The sequence below is a fragment of the Mycobacterium sp. NGS19 genome, from assembly GCF_059813155.1.
The window spans coordinates 370,942-397,860 of sequence record NZ_JCALEB010000004.1 but is presented as its reverse complement, the minus strand read 5'-3'; the positions used below and the strand labels follow the sequence as shown (position 1 = coordinate 397,860).

The following is a 26,919-nucleotide window of genomic DNA, read 5'->3' as shown; positions in this document are numbered from 1 at the left end:
TTGCGCGAAGAGAGAAGAACACCGATGAGTATCAGCACGGAGACTGACCTACGGGAGTTGGCTGCGCAAGGCGCGAGAGAGCTCGAGGGCGCCGATGCGATCGACCTGCTGCGCTGGACCGACGAAACCTTCGGAACCGAGTATGTGGTCGCCTCCAACATGCAGGACGCGGTCCTCATCGATTTGGCTGCCAAGGTGCGTCCAGGTGTCGACGTGCTGTTCCTGGACACCGGTTACCACTTCGCCGAGACCCTGGGCACCCGCGACGCAGTCAGCGACGCCTACGACATCAACGTGATCAACGTCACCCCCGAGCATTCCGTCGCCGAGCAGGACGCACTGCTGGGCAAGAACCTCTTCGCTCGCGATCCCAACGAGTGCTGCCGACTGCGCAAGGTGGTTCCGCTGGGCAAGGCGCTGCGCGGCTACTCGGCATGGGTCACCGGATTGCGCCGGGTCGAGGCGCCGACGCGCGCGAACGCGCCGCTGGTCACGTTCGACGAGGCCTTCGGGCTGGTGAAGGTCAACCCGTTGGCGGCGTGGACCGACCAGGACATGCAGGACTACATCGAAGCCCACGGCGTGCTGGTGAATCCGCTGGTGTTCGACGGCTATCCGTCGATCGGGTGCGCGCCGTGCACCGCCAAACCGCTCGACGGCTCCGATCCGCGCAGCGGTCGCTGGAAAGGCACCGGCAAGATCGAATGCGGTCTGCACGCCTCATGAGTTCACCGGTTCTGGTTCTCGCTGCACACGGTAGCGCCGACCCCCGCGCGGCGGCGAACACCTATGCCGTCGCCGACGAAATCCGCCGGCAGCGGCGTCGCGTCGACGTGCGGGTGGCGTTCTGTGAACAGTCGACGCCCAACCTTCGCGACGTTGTCGCTGACGTGCCCCGCGCAGTCGTGGCGCCGTTTCTGCTCGCCGACGCGTACCACGCACGCGTCGACATCCCTGCGCTGATTGCCGAGTCCGGTGCATCCCAAGCCGATGTACTGGGTGAAGACGAACGGCTGGTCAACGTGCTGCGCCGGCGCGTGCGCGAACTCGGCGTGTCACGGCGGGACCGCGAGGTGGGTGTGATCGTCGTCGCTGTCGGATCGTCACGGCCGCAGGCCAATTCGCGAACTGCAGCTGTCGCGCCGGCCGTCGCCGCCGGCACCCGCTGGGTGGGAGCCGTCACCGCCTTTGCAACCGGCCCTCAGCCCACCCTCGACGATGCCGCTGAGCAATTGCATGCGATGGGCGCTCGCCGATTGATCATTGCGCCGTGGTTTCTGGCGCACGGCCGGATCACCGACCGTGTCGCCAATTACGCTGCTTCCCAAGGCATCCCGATGGCTGAGCCGCTGGGCGCACACCGACTGGTGGCCGCCACAGTGCTGGACCGCTTTGATGCTGCAGTGGCCGAAGCTGACCGCATCGCGGCCTAGACGTTCTGCGCCTGCGCCAATTCCTCCGCGGCGGGCTGCGGCAACTGGGCGCTTCCCGCGATCTGCGGCACCCGCGTCGCGCGCACGTACACCGTGTCGCCTTCCTTCAACGCCAGCGCCTCCGCGTCGCCGCGGGTGATCTGTGCGGTGAACGGCGCTCCGTTCGATGCGGCCGTCAGCTCCACCCGCACCTCGAAGCCGAGGTAGACGATTCGGTCGATCGTCGCGCGCACCACACCGATGCTCTGCGCGGTGCCATCGCTGGTGGCTACGGCCATCTCCGGGTTGCGGCCCACGCGAATGTCGTGGGGGCGCACCAGGATTCCGTTCAGTGAAGACACTGTACCCAGGAACGACATCACGAACCCGTTCACGGGTTCGTCGTAGACATGGGTCGGCGAGCCGACCTGCTCGATGCGGCCTTTGTTGAGCACGGCGATGCGGTCGGCGACGTCAAGGGCCTCGGACTGGTCGTGCGTCACCAGAACGGTGGTGACGTGAACTTCGTCGTGCAACCGACGCAGCCACGCCCGCAAATCCTCGCGCACTTTCGCGTCCAACGCGCCGAACGGCTCGTCGAGCAGAAGCACTTGCGGATCCACCGCAAGCGCACGCGCCAGGGCCATGCGCTGCCGCTGACCGCCCGACAGCTGACCGGGGTATCGCTTCTGGAAGCCGCTCAGCCCCACGGTCTCCAGAAGTTCGTCGACCTTCTTGTCGATCTCAGCCTTCGGCCGCTTGCGGATTTTCAGGCCGAAGGCGACGTTGTCGCGGACCGTCATGTGTTTGAACGCAGCGTAGTGCTGGAACACGAAGCCGATTCCACGGTGCTGCGGTGGGACGTGAGTGACGTCACGCCCGTTGATCGTGATGGTCCCGGTGTCGGGCCGGTCCAGGCCGGCAATAGCACGCAACAGCGTCGACTTGCCCGAACCGCTCGGGCCCAACAGCGCCGTCAGGGAACCGCCCGGCACGGTGAAGTTGATGTCGTCGAGGGCGGCGAAATCGCCGTAATGCTTGTTCACGTCCCGCAAAACGATTGCGTCGGTCATTCTTTCGCTCCTTGCCGGCCTAAGCTCTCGCCCGCGCTCGCCGGGCGTCCAGGACAACCTGAACGACCAGCACTAGAACCGCGACGGTCATCAACAACGTCGAAATCGCGTATGCGCCATATTCCGCGCCGCGGTTGTAGCGATCCGATACCAACAGTGTCAGGGTCTGCGACGTGCCCGGCAAGTTGGACGACACCATGATCACCGCGCCGTACTCGCCGAGGGTACGTGCAATCGTCAGCACCACGCCGTAGGTCAGGCCCCAGCGGATCGACGGCAGTGTGATCCGCCAGAACGTCTGCCACCATTGGGAGCCGAGCGTCGCGGCAGCTTCCTCCTGCTCCGTGCCGATCTCGTGCAGTACCGGTTCCACCTCGCGAATCACGAACGGCAACGTGACGAAGATGCTGGCCAACACGATCCCGGGCAGCCCGAAGATGATCTTGAAGCCCAAGTCGCGCTCGACGAAACCGAATACGCCCGCCGAACCCCACAGCACGATTAGCGCGACACCCACGACCACCGGCGACACCGCGAACGGCAGGTCGATAATCGCCTGCAGCACACCCTTGCCGCGAAACCTGTTGCGCGCCAACACCAGCGCCGTCGGGATACCGAACAGCACATTGAGCGGCACCACGATCGCCACCACCAACAGCGACAGCTGCAGCGCCGACACCGCTGCCGGCGTGGTGATCTGGCTGAAGAACTCGCCCAGGCCCGGTGAGAACGAGCGCCACAGGATCAAGCCGACGGGCACGATCACCAGCGCGACGAGATACGCGAGCGCGACAAACCGCAGCAAATACTTCACCGGAGGCGCCAGAGTCATGTCGCCAACTCCTCGCGCTTGGCCGCCCGCGAGCCGAGCGCCCGCAGCAGGAACAATACGACGAACGAAATGACAAGCAGCACAATCGAAATCGCAGCGGCACCGGTACGGTCGTCGTTCTCGATCAACGTCCGGATCCACTGCGAGGACACTTCCGTCTTCCCCGGCACCGCGCCGCCGATCAACACCACCGAGCCGAACTCACCGATCGCGCGTGAAAACGCCAGCCCCGCGCCGGAGAACAACGCCGGCGTCAGCGCCGGAAGGATGATCGTGCGGAAGATCGTCCAGCTGCTGGCACCCAGCGACGCCGCCGCCTGCTCAGCTTCCTGGTCGACCTCCAACAGCACCGGCTGGACTGCCCGCACGACGAACGGCAGCGTCACGAACAGCAAGGCCACCGCTACGCCGTATTGGGTGTGCTGGATATGGATGTCGACCGGGCTGTTCGGCCCGTACAGGGCGAGCAGCACCACGCTGGCGACAATCGTGGGCAACGCGAAGGGCAGGTCGATCACGGCGTCCACCAGCCGCTTGCCGCGGAAGTCGTCACGCACCAACACCCAGGCGACCACGATCCCGAAGAACGCGTTGATCACCGTGACGACGGCCGACACCGTCAACGTGACCCGGAAAGAATCGATCGCCGACGGCGACGTCACAGCCGTGACGAACGCATCCCATCCGCCCTTGGCCGACTGCCACACGATCGCCGCCAGTGGCAGCAGCACGATCACCGACAGCCACAGCGTGGCGACGCCGACACGCAGCGACGTCGTGCCGCGGGAGAACAGCCCAGGTGCGGCCGTCTCCGGCTCCGATACCTCCGGCCGGACCGCCTCCGGATTGGGATCGATCGCCGTCGTCATGCGCGATCCGCCTCCGCTTCTCGCTTGCACCTCATCCCGTCGCCTGCTTGTAGATCTTGGTGATCGCGCCGTTGTCTTTGTCGAACAACGCCGGATCAACGCTGCTCCATCCACCTAGTTCGGCGATCGTCCACAACTTCTGCGACGGCTGCGGGAAATCCGCGCTGAACTCCTGAGCTACTCCCGGGTCGACCGGCCGGAAGCCCGCTTGCGCCCACAGCCGCTGGGCGTCCTTGGTGAACTGGAAGTTCTTGAAGTCGGTCGCTTCCTTGAGATGGGCACTTGTGCTCACCACCGCCACCGGGTTCTCGATCTTGAAAGTCTGCGGCGGGATCAGGTGCTGAACGGGCTTGCCCTGCCGTTCGATGTTGATGGCCTCGTTCTCGTAACTGATCAACACGTCGCCGCTGCCCTGCAGGAACACGTCGGTGGCTTCCCGGCCCGAACCCGGCCGAAGCTTGACGTGCTTGCTCACCAGTTCCTGCACGAAATCGATGCCGGCCTGCTGGTCCTTGCCGCCGTTGCTCTTCGCCGCGTAGGGGGCGAGCAGGTTCCATTTCGCCGACCCGGAGCTCAGCGGACTCGGGGTGATCACCTCGATGTCGGGCCGCAGCAAGTCATCCCAGTCCTTGATGTTCTTCGGATTGCCCTGACGCACCACCAGCGCGACCACCGAGCCGAACGGGATGCCCTTGGTGGTGTCGGCGTTCCAGTCCTTGTTGACCTTGTTGGCTTTGACCAGTCGGGTGATGTCGGGCTCGACCGAGAAGTTCACGATGTCCGCGGGCTTGCCGTCGACCACGGAACGCGATTGGTCACCGGATGCGCCGTAGCTCGTGGTGATCGCGATGTCCTTGCCCTGGTCGGTTTGGTTGAACGCCGGTATCACCTTGCTCCAGCCCGGTTCGGGCACGGCATAGGCAACCAGCGTCAGCGTCGCGCGCGCGTTCGACGGGCCCTTGTCGCCCGCGACGTCACTGGACCCGCCGCCGCATGCGGCCAAGACCGCCGCCGTGGCGGCGAGTGCGGCCGCCTGACGCAACCGAAGTACTTTGGTGATGCTCAGCATGGATGACCTTTCGAGGCGGGAACGGAGGGAGAGGGTCCGCTGCGGAAAGGTGACGAATCAAGGCGTGAGCCGATCGACGGCCGCTACCACCAAACCGCACGCGGGCAGGGGCTCATCGACAACAGTGCACGTCTGCGACAGCGCATTCACCGATGGCAATAAGTGCAAGCACGTAGCACTCCTTGCTGCCCCGGGTCGCGTGCATGGCGCGAATGCTAACAGGTTCCGCACCTGGGCGCGCACCGAGCGCGACGGCTACGTCACCGGGTGAGCAGCCACGCGACGAGCACCAGGAGAACCAGGATCACCAGCACCAACGTGACCCGCGACTTGGGCATCTGCGCTCAATCCCTCTGCCGGATCCGCTGAAGCAATTCGATGCCTTTCCCCAGGGCACCGTCGAGCAGTATCGCCACCCCGTAGGCCAGCGCCAGCACCACCGGCATCACGACGATGGTCTGCAGCACGAAGCCCAGCCCGGACAGCCACAACTCGACGCCGTCCCACCAGCTGAGGAAACCGGCCATCAGCTCAGCGTAAGCGTCGGTTCTGCACCGGGCCAACATGCCAAGATTGCCGCGTGCAGCCCAGCGCGGAGTCAGCGAGATGTGTGATCGCCGGCGGTGGCCCCGCGGGCATGGTGCTCGGGCTGCTGCTGGCCCGCGCCGGCGTTCCGGTGGTGGTGATGGAAAAGCACGCCGATTTCCTTCGTGACTTCCGCGGCGACACCGTACACGCGAGCACGCTGCAATTGCTCGACGAACTCGGCCTGGGTGACCGCTTCAACCAGATGCCGCACCGGCTCATCGACAGCATTCACATGCAACTGCAGGACGTCCCGATCGAGATCGTGTTGCGCCGGTTACCCGGCCGCCACAAACACATCGCGTTAGTGCCTCAGTGGGACTTCCTCGAGCTATTGGCAAGCGCCGCAGCCGAAGAGCCCACCTTCACGCTGATGCGCAGCACCGAGGTGCTCGGACCGCTGCTGCACAGCGGCCGGGTGTGTGGGGTGCGGTACCGCAGCGCCGAGGGCCACCCGAGGGAGATGACGGCTGCGCTCACCGTCGCCTGCGACGGCCGCTCGTCGACCCTTCGTTCGTCAATGGGCTTGCACCCCAGAGCTTTTGGCGCTCCGATGGACGTGTGGTGGTTCCGATTGCCCCGACGCGACGACGACCCGCCGGGCCTGAACGGTGTGTTCCGCTCCGGCCACGGCTGCATCGTGATCGACCGGGCCGACTACTACCAGATCGCCTACGTCATCCCGAAGGGTTCGGACGCCGCGCTGCGCGCGGAAGGTATCGACGCACTGCGTGGCCGAGTCGGTGCGCTGATCCCCTGGCTGGGTGACCGCGTCGGCGATCTCGCCTCACTGGACGACGTGAAATTGCTTGACGTGCAGATGAATCGGCTGCACCGCTGGTACACCGACGGCTTGCTGCTGATCGGCGATGCCGCGCATGCGATGTCGCCCGTCGGCGGTGTGGGCATCAACCTTGCGGTGGCCGACGCGGTGGCCGCCGGGACGATGCTGGCCGAGCCGCTGCTCAGTGGCCGCGTCCGCACGACGACACTGGCGAGGGTGCAGGCCCGGCGCTGGCTGCCGACGGTTCTGGTTCAGGCGGTTCAGCGGGCGATCCACGCCCAAGTGGTGGAGACGACGATCACCGACGACACCGCGACCGCGAAAGCGCCGCTGGCCGTGCGGATGATGAGTAAGGCGCCCGCCTTGGGCATGGTCGCCGGATACGGCGTCGCCATCGGGCCGCTGCCCGAGCACGCACCGGCGTTCGCGCGCCGCGGCTCTCCGGCGGTTCAGTAGACGAAAAGTGCGAAAAGAGCCGATGATGAGCAAATGGTTCTGAGCGCCGAGCCGGCTGAAGACGCACACGAGGCACGCTTTTCTGCCACCAGCCCGGTGCCCTACATCCAGAGCAGTTCGACGCGCAACCCGTTCCCGCCGATCGCCGACTACGCGTTCCTGTCCGACTGCGAGAACACCTGTTTGATCAGCTCCAGCGGCTCGGTGGAATGGATGTGTGTGCCCCGGCCCGACTCCCCCAGCGTGTTCGGCGCGATCCTGGACCGCGCGGCCGGCCACTTCCGGCTGGGTCCGTACGGCGTCTCCGTGCCGGCGGCCCGGCGGTACTTGCCCGGCAGCCTGATCCTGGAAACCACATGGCAGACCCACACCGGCTGGCTGATCGTGCGCGACGCGCTGGTGATGGGTCCATGGCATGACATCGAGGCGCGCTCGCGCACCCACCGTCGCACCCCGATGGACTGGGACGCTGAACACATCCTGCTGCGCACGGTGCGTTGCGTCAGCGGCACGGTCGAATTGGTGATGAACTGCGAGCCGTCGTTCGACTACCACCGGATCGGGGCGACCTGGGAGTACTCCGGGCCCGCCTACGGCGAGGCGATTGCGCGCGGGCGGCGAGACCCCGATTCGCACCCGCAGTTGAAGCTCACCACGAACCTGCGGATCGGTCTGGAGGGCCGCGAAGCGCGCGCCCGCACGCGGCTCAAGGAGGGCGACAATGTGTTCGTCGCACTCTCGTGGTCCAAGCACCCGGCGCCGCAGACCTACGACGAGGCCGCCGACAAGATGTGGAAGACCAGCGAGTGCTGGCGCCAGTGGATCAACATCGGTGACTTCCCCGACCACCCCTGGCGGTCCTATCTGCAGCGCAGCGCGTTGACGTTGAAGGGCTTGACGTACTCGCCCACCGGCGCGCTGCTGGCCGCGCCCACCACGTCATTGCCGGAAACGCCTCAGGGCGAACGCAACTGGGACTACCGCTACGCGTGGGTGCGCGACTCCACATTCGCGCTGTGGGGGCTGTACACACTGGGCCTGGACCGCGAGGCCGACGACTTCTTCTCGTTCATCGCCGACGTGTCGGGCGCGAACAACGGTGAGCGACACCCGCTTCAGGTGATGTATGCCGTCGGCGGCGAACGAACACTGGTCGAAGAGGAGTTGCACCACCTGTCCGGCTACGACGGTGCCCGCCCGGTGCGGATAGGCAACGGCGCGTACAACCAACGACAGCACGACATCTGGGGCACCATGCTCGATTCGGTTTACCTACACGCCAGATCGCGCGAGCAGATTCCCGAGACCCTGTGGCCGGTGCTGAAAAACCAAGTGGAAGAGGCGATCAAGCACTGGCGCGAGCCCGACCGTGGCATCTGGGAGGTGCGCGGTGAGCCGCAGCACTTCGTCTCGTCGAAGGTGATGTGCTGGGTGGCGCTGGACCGCGGCGCGAAACTCGCTGAGCTGCAAGGGGAAAAGAGCTACGCCCAGCAGTGGCGGGCAATCGCCGAGGAAATCAAGGCCGACGTGCTCGAGAACGGCGTGGACTCCCGCGGCGTGCTGGTGCAGCGGTACGGCTCCGATGCGCTAGATGCATCGCTGCTGCTGGTGGTGTTGACCCGGTTCCTGCCTCCGGACGACCCGCGGGTGCGCAACACGGTGCTGGCGATCGCCGACGAGCTGACCCAGGACGGGCTGGTGTTGCGCTACCGGGTCGAGGAAACCGACGACGGGCTGTCCGGCGAGGAAGGCACGTTCACTATCTGCTCGTTCTGGCTGGTGTCAGCGCTGGTGGAGATCGGCGAGGTCAGCCGCGCCAAGCACTTGTGCGAGCGGCTGCTGAGCTTCGCGAGCCCGCTGCATCTGTACGCCGAGGAGATCGAGCCGCGCACCGGTCGGCATCTGGGCAACTTCCCGCAGGCGTTCACCCATCTGGCGTTGATCAACGCCGTGGTGCATGTGATCCGCGCGGAGGAAGAGGCCGACAGCACCGGCGTGTTCCAGCCGGCGAACGCGCCGATGTAGCCACGCTACCTGCGAGCAGACACAAAATCGCACTAAATTGCCCGCGGGTATGCGATTCTCTGTCTGGTCGCGCTATTTCTTGGGCTGCTCGGTGGACAGCGCAGCGACGAAAGCCTCCTGCGGAACGTCCACGCGTCCAATGGTCTTCATCCGCTTCTTGCCCTCTTTCTGCTTCTCCAGCAGCTTGCGCTTGCGCGTGATGTCGCCGCCATAGCACTTCGACAGCACGTCTTTGCGGATCGCCCGAATATTCTCCCGCGCAATGATCTTCGAGCCGATTGCCGCCTGCACCGGCACCTCGAACTGCTGACGGGGAATCAGCTCCTTGAGCTTGCCGGTCATCTTGCGGCCGTACTCGGCCGCCTCGTCGCGATGCACGATTGCGCTGAACGCGTCCACGGCCTCGCCCTGCAACAAGATGTCGACCTTGACCAAGTCGGCTTCCTGTTCACCGGCCTCCTCGTAATCCAGACTGGCGTAGCCACGGGTGCGCGACTTGAGCGCGTCGAAGAAGTCGAAGATGATCTCGCCCAGCGGCATCGTGTAGCGCAGTTCTACCCGCTCCGGCGACAGGTAATCCATGCCGCCGAGCTCCCCACGGCGCGACTGACACAACTCCATGATGGTGCCGATGAACTCGCTGGGCGCGATGATCGTCGTCTTGACCACGGGCTCGTACACGGTGCGGATCTTGCCGTCCGGCCAATCCGACGGATTCGTGACGACTATCTCGGTGCCGTCGTCTTTCACCACCCGGTACACCACATTGGGCGACGTCGAGATCAGGTCCAGGCCGAACTCGCGCTCCAACCGTTCACGGGTGATTTCCATGTGCAGGAGGCCCAAAAAGCCGCAGCGGAAACCGAATCCGAGTGCCACCGACGTCTCCGGCTCGTAGGTGAGCGCAGCGTCGTTGAGCTGCAAGCGATCCAGCGCATCGCGCAGATCCGGGTAATCGGAGCCGTCGACCGGATACAGCCCCGAGTAGACCATCGGCTTGGGTTCGCGGTAACCGGTGAGCGCCTCCGTAGCGCCGTGGCGCGCCGTCGTGACCGTGTCGCCCACTTTGGACTGGCGGACGTCTTTTACTCCGGTGATCAGGTAGCCCACTTCTCCGACGCCCAGACCGTCGGCCGGCTTGGGCTCCGGTGAGACGATGCCGACCTCGAGCAATTCGTGGGTGGCACCAGTCGACATCATCCTGATCCGCTCGCGGGGGACGATCTTGCCGTCGACGACGCGTACGTAGGTGACCACACCGCGATAGGTGTCGTAGACGGAGTCGAAAATCATCGCCCGCGTCGGCGCGTCAGGCTGCCCGGTCGGGGCGGGCACCTGGCGCACCACCTCGTCGAGCAGCGCGGCGACGCCTTCCCCGGTTTTGCCGGAGACCCGCAACACATCGGCCGGCTCACAGCCGATGATGTGGGCGATCTCGGCGGCGTAGCGGTCCGGATCGGCGGCCGGCAGGTCGATTTTGTTGAGCACCGGGATGATCACGAGGTCGCGGTCCAGCGCCAAATACAAATTGGCCAGCGTCTGTGCCTCGATGCCCTGGGCGGCGTCGACCAGCAGCACCGCACCTTCGCACGCTTCCAGTGCACGCGACACCTCATACGTGAAGTCGACATGGCCGGGGGTGTCGATCAGATGTAGCACGTAGTCGTCGTCATCGAGGCGCCACGGCAGTCGCACGTTCTGGGCCTTGATCGTGATGCCGCGTTCGCGCTCGATGTCCATGCGGTCCAGGTACTGCGCGCGCATCGAGCGTTCGTCGACCACACCGGTGAGCTGCAGCATCCGATCGGCCAGCGTGGACTTGCCGTGGTCGATGTGGGCGATGATGCAGAAGTTCCGAATCTGCGCCGGCGCGGTGAACGTCTGGTCGGCGAAGCTAGTGATGGGAATCTCCTGGTGAAGGCGTCAACGGGCTCGCTCCAGGGTATCGCTGCGCCTGGCTATCCTCGGAACCATGGCGTCGGCATGGAAGACGTTGCAGAGAACGTTTCAGCGACGGCTGGAAAGTTTCGTGTTCAGCGAGGGCCCCAGAGTGATCTCCCAAGGCCTTCGCATCGGCTTGGACTTGCTTGCGCGCGGGCCGGAACCGGTGCGCGAGATCACCGCTGGGCGGCCGGTGACTAAGAACAGCGTGCCCACCGCCTACCGCGCCCGCAAGATCGTCTACTGCCCGAGTCTGGACGGCCGAGCGGACCCCGGCGAGATCGTCTGGACCTGGGTGGTCTACGAGGACGACCCGTCGAAGGGCAAGGACCGGCCGGTGCTGGTGGTCGGCCGGGACCGCTCCACGCTGCTCGGCCTGATGCTGTCCAGCCAGGAGCATCACGCCGACGATCCCAATTGGATCGGCATCGGGCCGGGCAGTTGGGATTACGACGGCCGGCCCAGTTGGGTGCGGCTGGACCGGGTGCTCGACGTCCCCGAGGAAGGCATCCGCCGCGAGGGCGCCATCCTGGCGCGCGAGACGTTCGAGCGGGTGGCCGCGCGGCTGCGGGCCGAATACTCCTGGAGCTAGCCTCCTCCACCGGCGTCGGGCATTGGCGCGGGCCGGACGCCGATGGTCAGCCGCGGGTGATGTAGGTCTGCAGCTGCTCGCGCTCTGCGTTCAGTTCGTCCATGCGGGTCTTGACCACGTCACCGATGCTGACGATCCCGGCCAGCTGGCCGTTGTCGATTACCGGCACATGCCGTACCCGGTTCTCGGTCATCAACACGGTCAGCGAGTCGACCGCGTCGTGCGGCGTACACGTCACCACGACGCTGGTCATGATCTCCGAAACGGGTTGTGTGAGAAGGTCATTGCCGCGCTCATGAAGCTTGCGCACAACGTCGCGCTCCGAGACGATGCCCAGCACATCGTCGCCCTCGACGACGACCATGGCGCCGATGTTCAACTGCGCCAGCCCGGCCAAGAGCTCGCTGACCGTGCTGTCGGGATTGATAGTGGCCACCGCGGAGCCCTTGCTCCGCAGCACATCCGCGATCCGCATCGCCGCCTCCGCATCTGTGACGTGATTCACATTAGGCTACGGGCGAAGTGCTGCGGTGCGAAAGCCTCGACTTCGTAACGCCTGTATGTCATACCTGACGGATGATCGAGGTCGTCCTGCTCGGCACCGGCGGCCCCATTCCCGACCCGCACCGCGCAGGCCCGTCGACACTCGTCCGCGCAGGCGGTCAGACGATGCTCGTCGACTGCGGGCGCGGTGTGCTGCAACGGGCGGCGGCCGTCGGTGTCCAGGCGAACGAGCTGAGTGCATTGCTGCTGACCCATCTGCACAGCGACCACATCACCGATCTAGGCGACGTGCTGATCACCCGATGGGTGACAACGTTCGCGTCGGATCCGGCGCCGTTGCCGATCATCGGACCGCCGGGCACCGCCGACGTCGTGGACGCGATCCTCAAGGCGTTCGGCCCTGATATCGGTTACCGCATCGCCCACCACGCCGACCTCACCGAACCGCCGGGCGTCGACGTGCACGAGCATGTCGAGGGTCTGGTGTGGGACCGTGAAGGAGTGCGGGTCACCGTGGCGCCCACGGATCATCGGCCGGTAGTACCGACGATCGCGTTCCGCATCAGCTATGAACGCGCCTCGGTGGTGCTGGCCGGTGACACCGTGCCGTGCGCCACCCTCGACGAGCTGGCATCAGGCGCAGATGCTTTGGTGCACACGGTGATTCGCAAGGATCTGCTGGAAGGCGTTGCGCAGCAGCGGATTCGTGACATCTGCGACTACCACTCATCGGTGGAAGAGGCCGCGGCCACCGCGGCGCGGGCGGGAATCGGCACGCTGGTGCTCACGCATTACGTGCCGCCGCTGGCGCCCGGGCAGGAGGACGACTGGCGCACCAAGGCGGCGTCGGTGTTCCACGGGCGAATCGAGATCGGCCCGGACCTGCACCGCGTGGAAGTGCACGCTACTAGCTGACAGTCGCCAACTGCTCCGCCGCCGCAGCAACGACATCAAAGTCCTCGAGAGTCCAGGGGCGACCACGGGTGATCAGCACGGCGTGTTGCATGCCGAGCGTGTGGAGGCGGCGGCAGCGATCGACCAGCGACCGGACGGTGTCGCCGTCGAATGCAGTAGTGACCGTGCGCTCGATTTGCTCATACGGACGACCAGCCTGAGCGCAATGCTGTTGCAGCACATCGACTTTGCGCTGCAGCGTCTGACCGCCGTCGGGGACGTCGAATAGGTTGCAGGCGTCGGCATATTCGGCGACCAACCGCAACGTGCGATGCTCCCCCGCCCCGCCGATCAGAACCGGAAGCCGTCCGTTCGCCGGTTGCGGTTGTCCGACCGGGTGCTCTGCCTGCACGTGGCGGCCGTGAAACGCCGACTCGTTTCCCCGCCACATCTGAGAGGCGAGTTGCAGTAGGTCCGTCAGCCATTCGAACCGCGCCGCTGTCGAAGGCAGGTGAAGACCCATCGCCCGGGCCTCGTCGTGGTTGTAGCCGGCGCCGACGCCGAACCACATGCGGCCGCGTGACAGCACGTCGAGTGTGGTGACGGCCTTTACCAGCAGAGCCGGCGCGCGGAACGTCACCGGCGTTACCAGCGTGCCGAGCCGCAACCGCGTGGTCTGGGCCGCCAGGAACCCGAGGGTGGCGTACGCCTCGAGCATCGGATCGCTGAGATCGGCGGCCGGGTCGGCTTGTATGAGATGGTCGGCGACCCACAACGTGTCCACCGCGGCGTCGTCGAGGCGTCGCGCCAATGCGGCGATGTGTTCGGGGATTGCCACGACCGGCCACGAGTAGTTGGTAAGGCTCACGCTGAGTTTCACGACGCGACCGTCCTGTGAGGGCGCCGCAGCGGAAGCAGCGCGCCGGCGGCGACCAGCCACAGCAGCCCGGGAACGCGGGCAATCGGCAAGAGAACCATGAGCGGAGGCCAGATCAGCACCAGCGCGGTGACCTCCGCCAGCGCAGCGATGACGACGCCTGTCCCGGCCACCGCTCTGGGCAGCAGGTCCAGGATCAGGCTGGGGACAGCGATGCCGGCGATGAGCAGGCCGAGCAGCATCACGTGGGCCGGTCCGCCGGTGAGGAAGACCAGGTAGTAGACCGTTCGCGCCAGCGGCTCCTCGGCGCTCACCTCGTGGCGCGATAGCAGCCAAAGCACGAGGCCGCCAAGGCCGAGCGCACCGGCGGCCAGGATGCCGGCCGCCAGCGCGATCGTCGCGCCAGCGACGGTGACCCCCAACCGGCGCAAGCGGGCACTGGCCGTCGCGGCGTATATGGCCAGTGTCACCGAGGAACCGAAAACGCCCACCGCGGCAGTCTGCGCTGCCGCCGAATGTGTGGTGAAAAAGTCGCTGACCGAGGTGCCCGGCGCGAACGGCGACGGCGGCACGCCGGCTAGCGCAACGCCGATGGCGATGCCGCCGACCAAAAGCACGAAGGATAAGACCGCCAGCACCGCCAACGGCGGGCCGCCTTCTAGTGGCCGGGATCGAGTCGAATCGTTCATATCTTGAACGATAGGCCGCATTGTGCGGAAGGCGCAACGTTCAGCATGTGAATGATTTACTCGATGTACTATGGTGGCATGTCGTCGGCCAGTGATCATGGCGGCGTGGCGTTCCTGCTGGCGCAGTTGGGCGCGCACGCTGCCGAGCAGTTCAGCAAGCGCGCCGCGGCGCTCGACCTGACCCCGCCACAGGTGGGCATCCTGCGGGCGATCGCTGCTGCCCCCGGCCGAAGCCAGCAAGCTTTGAGCATAGAGCTGCAAATGCTGCCTAGCCGAGTGGTCGCGTTCGTCGACCAGCTCGAGGATCGCGGCTATGTCGAGCGGCGCCCCAACCCCGACGACCGTCGGCAATATGCGCTGTATCTCACGGCCGCGGGAAAAGAGTTGATGCACAAGCTTTCCCGCATCATCGGCCAGCATGAGCGTGCGATCACCCAAGGCCTCGACGAGTCGCAGCGGACACAGCTGCGCGAGCTGCTGATTGCGCTCGCCGAACAGCAAGGCTTACAGCCCGGTGTACATCCCGGGTACCGGCTCATCGGCCGCTAGGCCAGCCTGGTGATCTCCACGATGACGTCGAGGTCGGTGGACCCGCCGCCGGAGTAGATGCCTTTGAGTGGAGTGACGTCGGCGTAGTCACGGCCGACCCCGACGGTCACGTACTGCTCGTTGATCTCCTTGTCGTTGGTGGGGTCGAAGTTCCACCAGGCGCCGGTCCACGCCTGGATCCAGGCGTGACTCTGCCCGTCGACCGTCTCGCCGACGGTCGCCTTGCGGCGCGGATGCAGATAACCGGAGACGTAGCGGGACGGAATTCCCATGCTGCGCAACAAAACAAGCGTCAGATGGGCGAAATCCTGACACACCCCTTTACCTTCGCGCAGCGCGTCGAGCGCCGACGAATGCACACCAGTGCTGCCCGCGACGTAATCGAGTTCGCTTTGCACCCACTCCGCTGCGGCGATCACCGCTTCCTGCGGATCGTGGTACTTGGCGATCCGCTCCCCCACCCGCTGCAGCCTTTTGCTTCTCGGGGTGTAGCGCGTTGGACTGAGCACTTCGTCGAACCTGTCGATCACCGTCTCGCTTCTGAGCTCGTCCCACGTGACCTTCTCCGACGGCGGCTCGGCCTTCTCGGTTTCGACGACGCTCGAGGCGGTGACCTCGAGCTCGGTGTGCGGCGCGTGCAGATCGAACGCCGTCACCGCGGTTCCCCAGTAGTCGATATAGCGGTACGACCTTGTCGCAGGGACGGTTTCGACGCGGCTGAGGATCACGTTCTGCCGGTTGTCGGATCGTGGGGTCAGTCGGGCCTCGTTGAACGACGCGGTGGCCGGTGACTTGTACGCATAACCGGTCGAGTGCACCACCCGAAGCCGCCACATCAGCCGCTCCTCTTCGCCATAGCGCTCGTCACTAGATTTCCCCGTCTTCGATCACCAGCGCACCGTTACGGCCCGCGTCGCTCCACGCGACCCACGGTGCGGCGTGAAAGTACTGCAGCGCCAACGCCTCTCCGAGCTCCCGGCAGGTCTTCTGCAAACCTGCGAGGCGTTCTTCCAGCGAGTCGAGCAGCACGCCGGGCCGCAGGAACTCCAGCTCGCTTCGAGCCCGGCCAAGCAGCCGCTGAGCCTCCGCCGTCGCGCCCACGCGACTGTGCGGGCGGTGGTCGAGTTCGTCGAGATTGTGCTCGGCCAGCTTCAGCGAGTAGAACACCGACCGGGGGAAGAGCCGGTCCAGCAGCATGAATTCGACCACCCGGCTGGCGTCGAGCACGCCGCGGTAGGTCCGCAGATAGGTGTCGTGGGCGCCGGCTGAGCGCAGCAGCGTAACCCACGCCGGCGAGTCTGCGCTGTCGCCCACCCGCGACAGCAGCAACCGCACCGTCATGTCGACGCGTTCGATGGCTCGGCCCAGCACCATGAACCGGTAGCCGTCGTCGCGGGACAGCGTCGAGTCGGCAAGCCCGGCGAACATCGCGGCGCGCCCCTCGACGAACGAGAAAAACTCGTGCGGCCCAAGGCGTTTCGCCGCGCGTTCACGTTCCGGCAAGGCGTTGTAGGTGGAGTTGAGGCATTCCCACAGCTCTGTCGAGGTCACCTCACGTGCGGACCGGGCGTTCTCGCGCGCCGCCGAGATCGCGTCGACGATCGAGCAGCCACCTTCGAGATTGCGGGTGAACGCGACGAGGTCGGTGAGCGACCAGACGTTGAGCGGCGCATCGGGCGGGTTGACGCCCAAGACCCGCAACAGCACGCGCGAGGTGTGGTCTGGGTCCACGCTGGAGTCCTCGAGCAGCTGATGCACGGTGACGTCGAGGATGCGGGCGGTGTCGTCGGCGCGTTCGACGTAACGGCCGATCCAGTACAGGGCTTCGGCATTGCGCGCCAACATGACTGGCTCCTCCCGCTACTGCTGCTGTTGTTGCTGCTGCTGTTGTGACGATGTGAGGCCCGGCCCCATCTCCGTGGGTGACGGCACCTGAGCGTCGCGCGGCAGCTTGCGCAGCACTTCCGCAGCGGCCAATTCACGGTCGGCGCCGGAGGTGCGTGAGGCCAGCACCCAGGTGTCCTTCGAACCGCCGCCCTGGCTGGAGTTCACCACCAACGACCCTTCGGTGAGCGCGACGCGGGTCAGCCCGCCCGGCAGCACCCACACGTCGTCGCCGTCGTTGACCGCGAACGGGCGCAGGTCGACGTGCCGGGGCGCGAGGTGATCGCCGACCTGGGTGGGCACCGTCGACAGCTGCACCACGGGCTGGGCGATCCAGCCGCGGGGGTCGTTGCGGATCTTCTTCGCCGCTGCGGCGAGCTCACGCTCGGTCGCGTCGGGGCCAAACACAATCCCGTAGCCGCCTGACCCCTCGACGGGTTTGACCACCAGCTCGTGGATGCGGTCGAGCACCTCTTCACGTTCGTCGTCGAGCCAACACCGGTACGTGTCGACGTTGGCCAGCAACGGTTTTTCGCCGAGGTAGTAGTCGATGATGGTCGGCACGTAGGTGTAGATGAGCTTGTCGTCGCCCACGCCGTTGCCCACCGCGCTGGAGATCGCCACGTTGCCGGCGCGTGCGGCGTTGAGCAGTCCGGCGACACCCAGCACCGAATCGGGCCGGAACTGCATCGGGTCGAGGAAGTCGTCGTCGATGCGCCGGTAGATGACGTCGACCTGCCGCTCGCCTTCGGTGGTGCGCATGTACACCTGGTTGTCGCGGCAGAACAGGTCGCGGCCCTCGACGAGTTCGACGCCCATCTGCCGGGCGAGCAGCGAGTGCTCGAAGTAGGCGGAGTTGTAGACGCCGGGGGTGAGCACGACGATGGTCGGGTCGGCTTCGTTGGTGGCGGCCGACTTGCGCAATGCCCGCAGCAGATGTGACGAGTAATCACCGACCGAGCGAACCCTGTTGGTAGCGAACAGTTTTGGGAACACCCGGGCCATCGTGCGGCGGTTCTCCATCACGTAGGACACCCCGGACGGCGAGCGCAGGTTGTCTTCGAGTACGCGGAAGGTACCCGTCTCGTCGCGAACCAGGTCGATGCCGGCGACGTGGATGCGCACCCCGTTGGGTGGGTTGATGCCCGCGGCCTCGCGGTGGAAGTGTTTGCAGGACGTGACGAGCCGGCGCGGGATCACCCCGTCGCGCAGGATGTTCTGCTCGCCGTAGATGTCGTCGAGGTAGAGCTCCAGCGCCTTGACGCGCTGAGTGATGCCGCGTTCCAGCCGCGACCATTCCGCGGCGGAGATGACGCGCGGAACGAGATCGAGCGGAAACGGCCGCTCCTGGCCGGACAAAGAAAAGGTGATGCCCTGGTCGATGAACGCCCGGCCGAGCGCCTCAGAGCGGGCGGCCAGCTCTGATGCGTCCGACGGCGCGAGCTCGGCGTAGATGCCCCGGTAGGGCGCACGCACCGCGCCGCTGCTGTCGAACATCTCGTCGAACGCCGCCGCGTACGGTCCCGCGTTTGCGGTAGCCCTGGAAGATTCCTTCGAATCTCCTCGCCGACTGGGTGCGGGCGGCGTGCCCGTTGGTGCTTGTCCTCTCCTTCGTCGGCACATTGCTCACCTTTGACATGCTGCCGCACTCCCGTCGTTTTCGCAGGCCAGCGCCCCGCGCTTTGTTGTGGACGTGCGCTGGCTGATATTCTGGGCTCTCGCTGCCGGCTCGGCGGCACATCCAGACTCTAGGAATACGAAGGAACTCACGCGTGGCCAACATCAAGTCGCAGGAGAAGCGCAATCGCACCAATGAGCGCCGCAGACTGCGCAACAAGTCGGTGAAGTCCTCACTTCACACGGCGATCCGTGCGTTCCGGGAGGCTGCCGAGGCTGGTGACAAGGACAAGGCCACGGAGCTGGCCCGCGCCGCCAGCCGCAAGTTGGACAAGGCCGCCAGCAAGGGCGTCATCCACAAGAATCAGGCCGCCAACCGCAAGTCGGCGCTCTCGTTGGCGCTGAACAAGCTCTGAATCGGCGTTAGCGGCGCGCCGGCCGCGCCAGCTCGGCGACGCGCCGAGTCGCAGCTTCCAACACGTAGTCGGCGTCAGCCGCCGCTCCCTTGACGTCCGCGTTCAGCGCGGCGACCAGTTGCAACGCTTCCGCGACGGATTCCGTCGACCATCCGCGGGCCTGCCGCTGCGCCTTCTTCACCCGCCACGGCGGCATCCCGAGCTCGCCGGCCAGCCGGAACGGATCACCGGACAGCGGCCCCACCCGGGCGATGCAGTGCACCGCCTCGGCCAGGGCGTCCGCGAGCACGACCCGAGGTTCGCCGCGGATCATCGCCCAGCGCAGGGCCTCGACCGCCCCGGCCACGTCGCCGACCACCGCCTTGTCTGCGATGTCGAAACCCTTCACTTCAGCGCGGCCGCTGTAGTAGCGGCGCACGGCGGCCACGTCGACGTCACCGCCGGTGTCGGCGATCAACTGCGAGCAGGCCGCGGCGAGCTCGCGCAGGTCCGAGCCCACCGCGTCGATGATCGCGGCGACCACGTCATCGTCGGCGTCGACTCGTTGGGCGCGGAATTCGCGGCGGACGAAGTCGACGCGCTCGCCTGCCTTGGTGATCCGCGGGCACGGGTGCACCGCGGCGCCGAGTTTGCGCAGCTGGTCCGCCAGCGCCTTGGCGCGGCCGCCCCCGGAGTGGACGACGACGAGAACGGTGCCGGCGGGCAACTCGGCCGCGGCGTTCGCGATCAGCGTCACCGCGTCCTTGCCCGCCTCGGCCGCGGCCTCGAGGACGATTACCCGTTCGTCGGCGAACAGCGACGGGCTCAGCAGCTCCGCCAGTTCACTGGTGGTGACCTCCCCGGCGCGCAGCCGGCTTTCCGGCACCTCGGCCGTGCCGGCCTGGGCGCGGACCTCCCGCAGCACCGCCGCGATTGCCCGCTCGACGAGCAGTTCTTCGTCCCCCAGCACCAGATGCAGACCGGGTCTCACGCTCACTCGACGATCGTGCCACGGCTGCCCGACACCCCCGCTTCCACCGTGCGACGAGCCACCACAAGGCCACCGCGCCGAGCGCGCCGGCGGTGACGACGATCGCGCCGGGCAGTTGAGAGGGCACGGCTACAGTCGCGCCCGGCAGCCCGCCGGCCCACCGCGCGACGCTGAGCAGCCACCACAATTCAGGCCCGGTGAACCGGATCAGCAGCTGCGCTGCGCCAGGCCACACAAGGGCTAGCACGGCGGCGGCGGTGCCCGCGACGGTGATCGGTGGGATCACGGCGGTGACCGCGATGTTGGCCAGCACCGATATGACGCTGACCCGGCCGCTGATCGCGGCGATCAACGGGGCAGTCACCAGCTGCGCGGCCGTCGCGACGCACAATGCGTCGGCCAACAGCTTCGGCCACCCTCTGGCGACAAGCCGCCGAGACCACACCGGCGCGACGACGATCAGCGCCGCGGTTGCCGTCACCGACAGCGCAAAGCCCAAGTCGACCGCCATTTCCGGCGCGGCGATCATCAGCACGATGACGGTTGCCGACAGCGCGGGCATCGCGTGGCGCCGCCGGTGGGTGAGCACGCCGAGCAGCCCGATCGCGCCCATCACCGCCGCACGCAGCACGCTGGCGGACGGCTGCACCACGACCACGAAGCCCACGAGCGCGACTGCCGCCAGCGCGACGGCCGCCCGCGGCCCGACGAGCCTTGCCAGGAGGAGAACCGCGCCGCAGACGATCGTCACGTTCGCTCCCGACACCGCGGTCAGGTGCGTCAGCCCTGCGGCCCGAAACGACGCCACGGTCTCCGGCGGCAGGGTCGACGTGTCGCCGAGCACCAGCGCCGGTAGTGCGGCGGCTTGCTCGGCCGGCAGCTGGGATCGCGCGGCGTCGGCGAATTGCCGGCGCACTGAGTGGGCGGCACGCTGCGCCGGCGACGCTTCACCCAGCGTCGGCGTGCCTTCCGCCGAGAGCACCGCGACGCTCAAGTCCCGCCGCTTGGGTCGCCCGACGACCGCACGGAAACTGGCCGGCCGGCCCGCGGTCAGCTCGGCGAAGGCGCGGGCCGACGCGAACACCGTGACGCGGCCTGACACGTCGTCGTCACCGATTCGCCTGAGGGCACCGCGGAACACCACCCGTCCGCCGTCACGCACTGGGCGGGGTTGCTCGCTGGCGGTGACTGTGACCATCGCAGATCGCCCGTACAACTCGGTGAGCGGATGGTGCTCGACCGCGTCGACCCGGACCGCGGCCGCCCAGCTGAAACCGGCACCGACCACCGCGGCGCCCAGAACCACCGCCGAAACCGTCGACGGGCGGACGTCACGGCGGCGAGCGCGCCAGCCCACCACGGCAGCAGCGATCGCGACAAGAGTGCACACCAGCGCCGCAACGTTTCCACCGCGCCAGACGATCGCGATCGCTGTCACCGCCCAGCACGTCAAGGCCGCCGGCGCGAGCCTCAGGTCGAGGGGCGCAGTGTCCACGCGAATCGCCGGCCCGGCTCATACCCGCACCAGATTCCGCAGTTTCTCCAAGCGCGCAGGGCCGATGCCGTCGACCTCCCCCAACTGGTCGACGCTGGTGAACTTCCCGTTGGCGTCGCGCCACGCCACGATGGCCGCCGCAGTCACCGGGCCGACCCCGGGCAGGGCGTCGAGTTGTTCCACCGTGGCGGTGTTGAGGTCGACCGGGCCCGCCGACGGTCCGCTTGCCGGTCCACGTGATGGCCCGCTCGCTGGTTTGGATGGACTCGGCGACGCTGATGTGCCAGACGCGGGTGTCACGCCGCTGCCCAGCTTGGTCGGCTGGCCGGGTGCCGGCGCGATTCCGACGACAATCTGCTGGCCGTCGGTCACCCGCTGAGCCATGTTGAGACCGATGAGGTCGGCGCCGTCGAGCGTGCCGCCGGCGGCTGTCACCGCATCGGCGATCCGAGCGCCGGGCTGCAGCGTGACCAGGCCCGGTTTGTGCACAAGTCCCACGACGCTGACGACCGCCGGCGCATCGGGCGCGGGACTCGGCGCGCTGGAGCTCGGTTTGGGCGCGGCCGACGAAACCATCTGCACCGGCGGCAGTTTCGCCGACACGACTGGCGGCGGCTTGTCCCGCATCATCGCGAACACAGTGACCATCACGGCGATCACCGCGACTGCCGCCAGCGCGAACAACCCCGCACGTCCGGGGTCGGCTCTGATGGCAGCCAGCCAGGCGGGGCCGGTGTCCGGCGCGGTCGCCGGCAACCACCTCGACAGGGACTCATTGGCCTCGGCACCGTCGTCGTCGCTGTCGGATTCGGGTGCCGTACCCAGCCGCCGGTGCAGCCGCTCTGCGGGCAGTTCGGTTCGCATGCCGCAACGGTAGGAATCGACGGCGACACGTGCCGTGCCGCCGAGGCCGCACGATGCCGCGCTGTGGATGAAATGCAGGCTGTGGACAAAGCTCACGGAGCAGTAGCAGATCGCCGCGACCGACCACGCATACTCGCAGTCATGACGAATCTGCCGAGCCGCCCCCTTCGCGTCATCCAATGGACCACCGGCAACATCGGGCGACGTTCGTTGCACGCGATCATCGGTCGCCCGGACATGGAGCTTGTGGGGGTGTATGCGCATGGAGCGGACAAGGTGGGCAAGGACGCGGCGGAGTTGTGCGGCTGGCCGCAACCGACAGGAGTCGCGGCCACCAACGACATCGAGACGCTCATCAGACTCGAACCCGACGCGTGCTGCTACAACCCGCTGTGGCCCAACATCGACGAGCTGGTTCGGCTACTCGAAGCGGGCATCAATGTGTGCTCGAGCGCGGCGTGGATCACCGGTGGCAAGCAGACGCCCGAGGATCGTGACCGCATCAGAAGGGCTTGTCTGCAAGGCAATTCGACGATGTTCGGTAGCGGTGCCCACCCCGGGATGAGCAATCTGGTGGGCATGGTCCTCAGCGGCTCGTGTGAACGCGTCGACGAGATCAGGATCACCGAGTCGGTGGACTGCTCGACGTACGAATCCGCCGAGACCCAGAAGGCGATGGGTTTCTCGCAGTCGCCCGATACGCCCGGACTGGCCGAGAGCGTGCGCAGAGAAAGCGAGGTGTTCGCGGAGTCGGCCGCGATGATGGCCGACGCGATGGGCGTCAGGCTCGACAGGATGACGTTCGACGTGACGTTCACTGCCGCGACCGGCGACTCGGACTTGGGCTTCATGCAGATTCCCGAAGGCACCGTCGCCGGAGTGTTCGGCTATCACCGCGGCTGGGTCGGTGAGCGCAACATCGTCAGCGTCGGGTTCAACTGGATCATGGGATCGCATGTGACCCCGCCCAAGCCGCTCGAGCACGGCCACGTCGTGCAGGTCTTCGGGCTGCCCAACATGCGGACCGTCATCCACTGCCTGCCGCCGAAGGACTGGACAGAACCCGGCTTCATGGGCCTGGGCATGGTCTACACCGCGATGCCGGTGACAAACGCAGTGCCGAAAGTCGTTGCCGCCGAACCGGGCATCGTCACTCTGGCCGATCTGCCACCGATCACCGGTCGGCCGGCGGTGTGAGCTCAGAAATCGGCGATCTCGACGCACACGCCGACCGCGCCCGACCCGACATGCACACCCAGCACCGGGCCCATCGGTGTCACCGTCGGCGGCTCGGCCGGATGCAGCCGGGCGATCAATTCGTGCGCGACATCATTGGCTGCGCTGACGTTGTCCATGTGATGTACGGCGACGACCACCGGCCGGTCGCCGACCTCCGCGACCACCTGGCCGACGAGAGCGTCCAGCGCCTTGCTTGCCGTGCGGACCCGTTGCGCCAGTACCAACCGCCCGTCCCGATCGATACGCAGCACTGGTTTGATGGCCAGCGCCGTGCTGAGCCACGACGCCGCGGTACCGATCCGACCGCTGCGCCGCAGGTTGTCCAAACGGTGCACCACCACGTAGCCGCGTACTCGGGAAACCGCTGAAATAGTCTGTGCCTCAACAGTATTCAGGTCAGAGCCGGAAGCTGCGGCACGCGCCGCCGCCAGCGCCACGAAACCTGTCGCCGACGCCACCGCCCGGGAATTCACCACTCGCACCGCCCCGCTGAATTGGCGGGCCACCTGCTCCGCTGACGTGACCGTGGACGACAACGCGGCCGACACGTGCACCGCCACCACGCCGTCGCCGCCACTGTCCTCGAGCGCCTGCCGGTAGGCGTTGCTCAACTCCGCAGGCGTGGCCCCCGCGGTGGTCGCCTTGGGCCGGGTGTGGATGTCGGCAGGGATCGCGTCGACGCCGTCACGGAAATCCTCACCGTCGCACAGGATGTGCAGGGGTACCTGCCGAATCCGCCATCGTTCCCGGTCGTCGTCGCACAACAGCGACGACGAGTCCGTCACCACCACCACAGCCATTGCTGTCAGCCGCGCCGCTTGTCTTGGGGCACACCGGCTTCAGCCAACGCCTTGAGCATCAACTCGGCCACCGCCTGATGGGCTTCGAAGTTCCAGTGGATGCCGTCCGGATTGCCGCGGCCCGACAACACATGTTCGGCCACCGCGGCTTTGAGGTCGACGACCGCGACACCGTGTTGGGCTGCCCATTCGGCGATCGCCGCCGCGGTGGCTTCTCGGCCGTGGTGGGCGCGGCCATAGGTGTCGGCGATGTGCACCGACGGCAGCGACGCGACGATCGGGATACCGGGGCGGTTGAAATCGATGGCGCCGCGGGTCATTTCGAGGTATTCCACCGACACGTGCGGAGGTAGGGCTGAACGCGCGATCGGTGACAGCCGGGGCTGCACCCAGCAGTAGCCGTCGCGCACCCAGCGCCGCAGCCACGACGGGCGGACGTACCGGATCATTTCGCGCAGCGCGGTGGGCAGCGGCGAAGGAAGCGAATCCATACCGCCCGTCGCAAAGATCACCGCTCCGGCCCGCGGCAGCGCCGCCCATGCCCGCGGGTCCTGGGTGGCGGCCCACCACACGTCGCGGCATGTCCATCCGATCCGGCCGATCAGCTCGACATCCCAACCCAGTTGAGCAGCAACGAGGTTGGGCCATATCCGCGGGTCGTCAGCGGGAAGCCCGCCAGAGGGGCCGTAGTAGGCCAGCGAGTCGGCGAAGATCAGCAACACGGGTCGCTGCTGCGGGGGTTCAGAGGACATCGCCGGCCACCTGGGCAGAGGCGTTCCACACGTCCAGCCGCCACCGGATGTCCTCGAACGGGGCGTCCGCAGCGGAGTGCCCGGACAGCTGTGTCCAGCTGGCGTTGCCCATCCCTCCCAGGGCCGGCCAATTCTCGACGGGCAAGTCGAGCAGCTGGGCTGTCAACGCGGCTATCAGCCCGCCGTGAGCCACCAGCACCACGGCGCGATCCGGCTCGTCGACACCCCAATCACGTTGCGTGGCAACCAATTCAGCGACCAGAGGCGTGCCGCGCTGTGCCACGTCGACTCGGCTCTCACCACCGCGCGGCGCCCACGTCGCGTCGTCGCGCCAATGCATCCGGGCACCCGGCGCCACCGCGTCGACCTCGCTGTGCGTCATCCCCTGCCAGTCGCCCAGGTGCGTTTCGCGCAGCCGTTCGTCGACCAGCAGCGGTGAGCCCGTGCGCTCGGCTAGCACGGTGGCGGTGTCGTAAGCGCGGCGAAGATCCGACGACACGATGAGCAGCGGCTGAGGCTTCGCCAGTACCTCTGCCACCGCCGCTGCCTGCGCCCGACCCAGCTCGGACAGTTCGGTGTCGAGCTGACCTTGCATGCGGCTGCCGGCGTTGTACTCGGTTTGTCCGTGCCGCAGCATCACCAGCCGCCGCACCCTCACGGCGCACCGTCCAGATCAATACCGATTTGTGGGCAGTCGCGCCACAATCGGTCGAGCGCGTAGAAGTCGCGTTCGTCCTCGTGCTGGATGTGCACAACGACCTCGAGGTAATCGAGCAGTGTCCAGCGACCTTCCCGGGCACCTTCGCGGCGGGCTGGCTTGTATCCGGCGCGGCGCATCTTCTCCTCGACCTCGTCGACGATTGCGTTGACCTGCCGTTCGTTGGACGCCGAGGCGATCACGAAAGCGTCGGTGATCACCAGTTGTTCGGAGACGTCGATCACCACCACGTTGTTGGCCAGCTTCGCGGCTGCGGCGCGAGCGGCGATCGTGGCCATTTCGACGGCCTCGGGGGCTGCGGTCATGGATCACCCTCACTGCGGGAGTACAGGCCTCGCTTGGCGACGTACTGCACCACCCCGTCGGGCACGAGGTACCAGATCGGGCGGTGCTCGGCAGCCCGAGCGCGGCAGTCGGTGGAGGAAATGGCCAGCGCCGGCACCTCGAGCAGCGTGAGCGCCTCGGACGGCAGCGAGTCGAACGCTGCGATCACATGACCGCCGTCGAGCTCGTAGCCGGGCCGGCTCACCCCGATGAACCGTGCCAGCGAGAACAGCTCTTCGGCGTCCTGCCAGGTCAAGATCGATGCCAGTGCGTCCGCGCCTGTGATGAAGTACAGCTCGGTGTCGGGAAACCGGGCGTGCAGGTCTCGAAGCGTGTCTTTGGTGTAGGTGCGCCCGCCGCGGTCGATGTCGACGCGGCTGACCCAGAACCTCGGATTGCTGGCGGTTGCGATCACTGTCATCAAGTACCGGTCCTCGGCCGGCGTCACGTCACGGCCATGCTTCTGCCACGGCTCGCCGGTGGGCACGAACACCACCTCGTCGAGACCGAATCGGTCTGCGACCTCACTGGCAGCAACGAGGTGGCCGTTGTGGATGGGATCGAACGTCCCACCCATCACTCCGAGCCGCTTCGGGCCTGTCGACGCCACGTTTCGGCAGCTTACTTGCCGGGCCGGCGGACGTGAGCGCAGTGCGCCGTCAGCCCGGGCGCCATTGCCGTAGCAAACC

Annotated in this window: 29 protein-coding genes and 1 pseudogene; 9 read left to right on the top strand and 21 right to left on the bottom strand. The window is 66.8% G+C overall.

Annotation, left to right across the window (positions count from 1 at the left end; genetic code table 11):
* Positions 1 to 24 precede the first annotated feature (24 nt).
* Complete coding sequence (locus AC5Y4N_RS15020; protein WP_499911147.1) at positions 25 to 726, top strand: phosphoadenylyl-sulfate reductase; 702 nt, start codon at positions 25 to 27, stop codon at positions 724 to 726.
* The gene (locus AC5Y4N_RS15015) at positions 723 to 1,433 is read left to right on the top strand and encodes a sirohydrochlorin chelatase (RefSeq protein ID WP_499911148.1); all 711 of its coding nucleotides are present in this window, start codon (positions 723 to 725) and stop codon (positions 1,431 to 1,433) included. The genes AC5Y4N_RS15020 and AC5Y4N_RS15015 overlap by 4 nt, the downstream gene beginning before the upstream one ends.
* Here the strand turns inward: AC5Y4N_RS15015 and AC5Y4N_RS15010 are convergent.
* The 6 genes from AC5Y4N_RS15010 to AC5Y4N_RS14985 form a co-directional block, all read right to left on the bottom strand.
* The gene (locus tag AC5Y4N_RS15010) at positions 1,430 to 2,485 is read right to left on the bottom strand and encodes a sulfate/molybdate ABC transporter ATP-binding protein (protein WP_499911149.1); all 1,056 of its coding nucleotides are present in this window, start codon (positions 2,483 to 2,485) and stop codon (positions 1,430 to 1,432) included. The two genes, AC5Y4N_RS15015 and AC5Y4N_RS15010, sit on opposite strands and share 4 nt — an antisense overlap.
* A gap of 19 nt (positions 2,486 to 2,504) precedes the next feature.
* Entirely contained in the window at positions 2,505 to 3,317 is an 813-nt protein-coding gene (gene cysW, locus AC5Y4N_RS15005) for a sulfate ABC transporter permease subunit CysW (protein ID WP_499911150.1), read from the bottom strand.
* Positions 3,314 to 4,186: a sulfate ABC transporter permease subunit CysT gene (cysT, locus tag AC5Y4N_RS15000; protein WP_499911151.1), complete on the bottom strand. Its 873-nt coding sequence runs from the start codon at positions 4,184 to 4,186 to the stop codon at positions 3,314 to 3,316. Before cysT ends, cysW begins: the two co-directional genes overlap by 4 nt.
* 31 nt (positions 4,187 to 4,217) lie before the next feature.
* Complete coding sequence (locus AC5Y4N_RS14995) at positions 4,218 to 5,255, bottom strand: sulfate ABC transporter substrate-binding protein (RefSeq protein ID WP_499911152.1); 1,038 nt, start codon at positions 5,253 to 5,255, stop codon at positions 4,218 to 4,220.
* A gap of 112 nt (positions 5,256 to 5,367) precedes the next feature.
* The gene (locus tag AC5Y4N_RS14990; protein ID WP_499911153.1) at positions 5,368 to 5,460 is read right to left on the bottom strand and encodes an Ms4533A family Cys-rich leader peptide; all 93 of its coding nucleotides are present in this window, start codon (positions 5,458 to 5,460) and stop codon (positions 5,368 to 5,370) included.
* A 139-nt stretch (positions 5,461 to 5,599) separates the two neighbouring features.
* Complete coding sequence (locus AC5Y4N_RS14985) at positions 5,600 to 5,782, bottom strand: hypothetical protein (RefSeq protein ID WP_499911156.1); 183 nt, start codon at positions 5,780 to 5,782, stop codon at positions 5,600 to 5,602.
* A 110-nt stretch (positions 5,783 to 5,892) separates the two neighbouring features.
* On the opposite strand from AC5Y4N_RS14985, the gene AC5Y4N_RS14980 reads away from it, so the two are divergent.
* Together AC5Y4N_RS14980 and AC5Y4N_RS14975 are read left to right on the top strand one after the other, a co-directional pair.
* Complete coding sequence (locus tag AC5Y4N_RS14980; RefSeq protein WP_499911268.1) at positions 5,893 to 7,080, top strand: FAD-dependent oxidoreductase; 1,188 nt, start codon at positions 5,893 to 5,895, stop codon at positions 7,078 to 7,080.
* A gap of 33 nt (positions 7,081 to 7,113) precedes the next feature.
* Entirely contained in the window at positions 7,114 to 9,105 is a 1,992-nt protein-coding gene (locus AC5Y4N_RS14975) for a glycoside hydrolase family 15 protein (RefSeq protein WP_499911159.1), read from the top strand.
* 72 nt (positions 9,106 to 9,177) lie between these two features.
* On the opposite strand, the gene lepA is transcribed toward AC5Y4N_RS14975, so the two are convergent.
* Positions 9,178 to 11,013, bottom strand: a complete 1,836-nt coding sequence (lepA, locus tag AC5Y4N_RS14970; RefSeq protein WP_499911270.1) for a translation elongation factor 4 — start codon at positions 11,011 to 11,013, stop codon at positions 9,178 to 9,180.
* Positions 11,014 to 11,077: 64 nt separating this feature from the next.
* On the opposite strand from lepA, the gene AC5Y4N_RS14965 reads away from it, so the two are divergent.
* Entirely contained in the window at positions 11,078 to 11,638 is a 561-nt protein-coding gene (locus tag AC5Y4N_RS14965) for a type II toxin-antitoxin system PemK/MazF family toxin (protein ID WP_499911160.1), read from the top strand.
* Between the two features lie 46 nt (positions 11,639 to 11,684).
* Here AC5Y4N_RS14965 and AC5Y4N_RS14960 read toward each other — a convergent pair whose 3' ends face one another.
* Positions 11,685 to 12,113, bottom strand: a complete 429-nt coding sequence (locus AC5Y4N_RS14960; protein ID WP_499911162.1) for a CBS domain-containing protein — start codon at positions 12,111 to 12,113, stop codon at positions 11,685 to 11,687.
* A gap of 101 nt (positions 12,114 to 12,214) precedes the next feature.
* Between AC5Y4N_RS14960 and AC5Y4N_RS14955 the strand changes: the two genes are divergently transcribed.
* A complete protein-coding gene (locus tag AC5Y4N_RS14955) occupies positions 12,215 to 13,057 on the top strand; it encodes a ribonuclease Z (protein ID WP_499911164.1) in 843 nt (280 codons plus the stop codon).
* On the opposite strand, the gene AC5Y4N_RS14950 is transcribed toward AC5Y4N_RS14955, so the two are convergent.
* Both AC5Y4N_RS14950 and AC5Y4N_RS14945 read right to left on the bottom strand, forming a co-directional pair.
* Positions 13,050 to 13,916 (bottom strand): TIGR03560 family F420-dependent LLM class oxidoreductase, encoded by an 867-nt coding sequence (locus AC5Y4N_RS14950; RefSeq protein ID WP_499911167.1) that lies wholly within the window; start codon positions 13,914 to 13,916, stop codon positions 13,050 to 13,052. The genes AC5Y4N_RS14955 and AC5Y4N_RS14950 overlap by 8 nt on opposite strands.
* On the bottom strand, positions 13,913 to 14,602 hold the full coding sequence (locus AC5Y4N_RS14945) for a hypothetical protein (protein ID WP_499911169.1): 690 nt from the start codon (positions 14,600 to 14,602) through the stop codon (positions 13,913 to 13,915). Before AC5Y4N_RS14945 ends, AC5Y4N_RS14950 begins: the two co-directional genes overlap by 4 nt.
* Before the next feature lie 78 nt (positions 14,603 to 14,680).
* Here AC5Y4N_RS14945 and AC5Y4N_RS14940 point away from each other — a divergent pair, with 78 nt between their 5' ends.
* A complete protein-coding gene (locus AC5Y4N_RS14940; RefSeq protein WP_499911171.1) occupies positions 14,681 to 15,151 on the top strand; it encodes a MarR family winged helix-turn-helix transcriptional regulator in 471 nt (156 codons plus the stop codon).
* On the opposite strand, the gene AC5Y4N_RS14935 is transcribed toward AC5Y4N_RS14940, so the two are convergent.
* The 3 genes and pseudogenes from AC5Y4N_RS14935 to AC5Y4N_RS14925 form a co-directional block, all read right to left on the bottom strand.
* On the bottom strand, positions 15,148 to 15,987 hold the full coding sequence (locus tag AC5Y4N_RS14935) for a transglutaminase family protein (RefSeq protein WP_499911173.1): 840 nt from the start codon (positions 15,985 to 15,987) through the stop codon (positions 15,148 to 15,150). The two genes, AC5Y4N_RS14940 and AC5Y4N_RS14935, sit on opposite strands and share 4 nt — an antisense overlap.
* A gap of 31 nt (positions 15,988 to 16,018) precedes the next feature.
* A complete protein-coding gene (locus AC5Y4N_RS14930) occupies positions 16,019 to 16,996 on the bottom strand; it encodes an alpha-E domain-containing protein (RefSeq protein ID WP_499911175.1) in 978 nt (325 codons plus the stop codon).
* Between the two features lie 15 nt (positions 16,997 to 17,011).
* Positions 17,012 to 18,656: pseudogene (locus AC5Y4N_RS14925) on the bottom strand (circularly permuted type 2 ATP-grasp protein).
* A 151-nt stretch (positions 18,657 to 18,807) separates the two neighbouring features.
* Between AC5Y4N_RS14925 and rpsT the strand changes: the two are divergent.
* On the top strand, positions 18,808 to 19,068 hold the full coding sequence (gene rpsT / locus AC5Y4N_RS14920; RefSeq protein ID WP_499911181.1) for a 30S ribosomal protein S20: 261 nt from the start codon (positions 18,808 to 18,810) through the stop codon (positions 19,066 to 19,068).
* Positions 19,069 to 19,075: 7 nt separating this feature from the next.
* Here rpsT and holA read toward each other — a convergent pair whose 3' ends face one another.
* From holA to AC5Y4N_RS14905, 3 genes are read right to left on the bottom strand one after another with little or no spacing between them, the layout of a single operon-like run.
* Positions 19,076 to 19,999 (bottom strand): DNA polymerase III subunit delta, encoded by a 924-nt coding sequence (holA, locus tag AC5Y4N_RS14915; protein ID WP_499911272.1) that lies wholly within the window; start codon positions 19,997 to 19,999, stop codon positions 19,076 to 19,078.
* Complete coding sequence (locus AC5Y4N_RS14910) at positions 19,890 to 21,539, bottom strand: ComEC/Rec2 family competence protein (protein WP_499911274.1); 1,650 nt, start codon at positions 21,537 to 21,539, stop codon at positions 19,890 to 19,892. The genes holA and AC5Y4N_RS14910 overlap by 110 nt, the downstream gene beginning before the upstream one ends.
* A 12-nt stretch (positions 21,540 to 21,551) precedes the next feature.
* On the bottom strand, positions 21,552 to 22,397 hold the full coding sequence (locus tag AC5Y4N_RS14905) for a ComEA family DNA-binding protein (protein WP_499911182.1): 846 nt from the start codon (positions 22,395 to 22,397) through the stop codon (positions 21,552 to 21,554).
* 141 nt (positions 22,398 to 22,538) lie between these two features.
* On the opposite strand from AC5Y4N_RS14905, the gene AC5Y4N_RS14900 reads away from it, so the two are divergent.
* Entirely contained in the window at positions 22,539 to 23,594 is a 1,056-nt protein-coding gene (locus AC5Y4N_RS14900; RefSeq protein ID WP_499911184.1) for an NAD(P)H-dependent amine dehydrogenase family protein, read from the top strand.
* A gap of 2 nt (positions 23,595 to 23,596) precedes the next feature.
* Here AC5Y4N_RS14900 and AC5Y4N_RS14895 read toward each other — a convergent pair whose 3' ends face one another.
* From AC5Y4N_RS14895 to nadD, 5 genes are read right to left on the bottom strand one after another with little or no spacing between them, the layout of a single operon-like run.
* Complete coding sequence (locus AC5Y4N_RS14895) at positions 23,597 to 24,436, bottom strand: DegV family protein (RefSeq protein ID WP_499911186.1); 840 nt, start codon at positions 24,434 to 24,436, stop codon at positions 23,597 to 23,599.
* A gap of 5 nt (positions 24,437 to 24,441) precedes the next feature.
* Entirely contained in the window at positions 24,442 to 25,188 is a 747-nt protein-coding gene (gene octT / locus AC5Y4N_RS14890) for a diglucosylglycerate octanoyltransferase (protein ID WP_499911188.1), read from the bottom strand.
* On the bottom strand, positions 25,178 to 25,846 hold the full coding sequence (gene gpgP / locus AC5Y4N_RS14885; protein WP_499911190.1) for a glucosyl-3-phosphoglycerate phosphatase: 669 nt from the start codon (positions 25,844 to 25,846) through the stop codon (positions 25,178 to 25,180). Before gpgP ends, octT begins: the two co-directional genes overlap by 11 nt.
* Positions 25,843 to 26,211, bottom strand: coding sequence for a ribosome silencing factor (gene rsfS, locus AC5Y4N_RS14880; RefSeq protein WP_499911191.1), 369 nt, complete (start codon positions 26,209 to 26,211; stop codon positions 25,843 to 25,845). Before rsfS ends, gpgP begins: the two co-directional genes overlap by 4 nt.
* Entirely contained in the window at positions 26,208 to 26,840 is a 633-nt protein-coding gene (gene nadD, locus AC5Y4N_RS14875; RefSeq protein ID WP_499911193.1) for a nicotinate-nucleotide adenylyltransferase, read from the bottom strand. Before nadD ends, rsfS begins: the two co-directional genes overlap by 4 nt.
* Positions 26,841 to 26,919 lie beyond the last annotated feature (79 nt).